The sequence below is a fragment of the Vogesella facilis genome (assembly GCF_042648525.1).
Lineage (GTDB): Bacteria > Pseudomonadota > Gammaproteobacteria > Burkholderiales > Chromobacteriaceae > Vogesella > Vogesella facilis.
Genome location: NZ_JBHRXN010000018.1, coordinates 1 through 1,888, shown reverse-complemented (window position 1 = coordinate 1,888; position 1,888 = coordinate 1). Strand labels below are relative to the sequence as shown.

General features: G+C 64.6%; 1 protein-coding gene. It reads left to right on the top strand.

The window, feature by feature from the left end; genetic code table 11:
• Positions 1-1,888, top strand: a 1,888-nt coding sequence (locus ACFOLG_RS07750; protein WP_386090376.1) for a beta strand repeat-containing protein, incomplete at both ends; no start/stop codon positions are given.

Sequence of the window (1,888 nt, the reverse complement as noted above, 5' to 3'; positions counted from 1 at the left end):
TGCTGACCATGGCCGATGGCACCGCCCTCAGCCCGGATGACTACAGCAGCGGCACCTTCCAGTACAGCACCGATGGCGGCGCTACCTGGACCGCCTACACCGGCGCCATCACCGGCCTGACCCAGGGCGACCACACCCTGCTGATCAGCACTACCACGGTGAATGACAGCTTCGACGAGGTCGACGAGACCTTCGGTCTGTCCGCTACCCTGAGCAGCAATGGCACCAACTACAGCGATGCCGCCACCGCCACCATCGTCGACAACGATGTACCGACCATCCAGTTCGTGAGCGATGCCGAAACTGGCGACATCACCGTGCCGGAAGGCAATGATGCCGTGTTCACCCTGCACATCACCGGCGCCGCCGCAGGCAGCTCGCTGGTGCTGACCATGGCCGATGGCACCGCCCTCAGCCCGGCTGACTACAGCAGCGGTACCTTCCAGTACAGCACCGATGGCGGCGCTACCTGGACCGCCTACACCGGCGCCATCACCGGTCTGACCCAGGGCGACCACACCCTGCTGATCAGCACCACCACGGTGAATGACAGCTTCGACGAAGCCGACGAGACCTTCGGCCTGTCCGCTACCCTGAGCAGCAATGGCACCAACTACAGCGATGCCGCCACCGCCACCATCGTCGACAACGATGTGCCGACCATCCAGTTCGTGAGCGATGCCGAAACCGGCGACATCACCGTGCCGGAAGGCAACGATGCGGTGTTCACCCTGCACATCACCGGCGCCGCCGACGGCAGCTCGCTGGTGCTGACCATGGCCGATGGCACCGCCCTCAGCCCGGATGACTACAGCAGCGGCACCTTCCAGTACAGCACCGATGGCGGCGCCACCTGGACCGCCTACACCGGCGCCATCACCGGCCTGACCCAGGGCGACCACACCCTGCTGATCAGCACCACCACGGTGAATGACAGCTTCGACGAAGCCGACGAGACCTTCGGCCTGTCCGCTACCCTGAGCAGCAATGGCACCAACTACAGCGATGCCGCCACCGCCACCATCGTCGACAACGATGTGCCGACCATCCAGTTCGTGAGCGATGCCGAAACCGGCGACATCTCCGTGCCGGAAGGCAACGACGCGGTATTCACCCTGCACATCACCGGCGCCGCCGACGGCAGCTCGCTGGTGCTGACCATGGCCGATGGTTCTGCCGCCAGCCCGGCCGACTACAGTCGCTTGAACTTCCAGTACAGCACCGATGGCGGCGCCACCTGGACCCCGTACACCGGCACCATCACCGGTCTGACACAGGGCGACCACACCCTGCTGATCAGCACCACTACGGTGAATGACAGCTTCGACGAGGCCGACGAGACCTTCGGTCTATCCGCTACCCTGAGCAGCAATGGCACCAACTACAGCGATGCCGCCACCGCCACCATCGTCGACAACGATGTGCCGACCATCCAGTTCGTGAGCGATGCCGAAACCGGCGACATCTCCGTGCCGGAAGGCAACGACGCGGTATTCACCCTGCACATCACCGGCGCCGCCGACGGCAGCTCGCTGGTGCTGACCATGGCCGATGGTTCTGCCGCCAGCCCGGCCGACTACAGTCGCTTGAACTTCCAGTACAGCACCGATGGCGGCGCCACCTGGACCCCGTACACCGGCACCATCACCGGTCTGACCCAGGGCGACCACACCCTGCTGATCAGCACCACTACGGTGAATGACAGCTTCGACGAGGCCGACGAGACCTTCGGTCTGTCCGCGACCCTGAGCAGCAATGGCAGCGACTACAGCGATGCCGCCACCGCCACCATCGTCGATAACGATTCCCCGAGCATCCAGGTCAATGACGTGACCGTGGCCGAGGGTAGCGATGCGGTATTCAGCGTCGACATCAGCGGCGCCGCCGC